Annotated in this window: 1 protein-coding gene; it reads right to left on the minus strand. The window is 48.3% G+C overall.

The genetic code is table 11. The features are described from left to right. On the minus strand, positions 1–356 hold a 356-nt coding region (locus Y887_RS20850; RefSeq protein WP_162199185.1), incomplete at both ends, for a hypothetical protein.

Consider the following 356-nt stretch of genomic DNA (forward strand, 5'->3'; position numbering starts at 1 on the left):
AGGTCGCCGCCATATTTCTGGAATGCTTCAAGTTGGAATGCAGCAAGACGAGCGTTTTTCATCGCTTCGGCTTGAATGTTCGGTCTTACACCTGGAGTTGAAGCCAGCTGCATATTTTTAATATAATCCCTTTGCGTTCCAAGCTTAAGGTAAGTTTGAGCAAAGTCAATATCACCTTTGTTGACTTGTCCCTGCATCAACTGCTCAACTGGTACGTTCAGGTATCCTGCAATGGCTTCTTGCAATTGCCTGTATTGCACCGTTTGGCGCGATTGGCCTTGTACTGGTGCATAGCTGCCCTTTGGTGCTTCCGCTCCGCTACCGCTAAGTACTGGAGTAACTGGTGCACCTTGCGG

The organism is Xanthomonas pisi DSM 18956, from assembly GCF_001010415.1.
In the GTDB taxonomy this organism is placed as follows: Bacteria; Pseudomonadota; Gammaproteobacteria; order Xanthomonadales; family Xanthomonadaceae; genus Xanthomonas; species Xanthomonas pisi.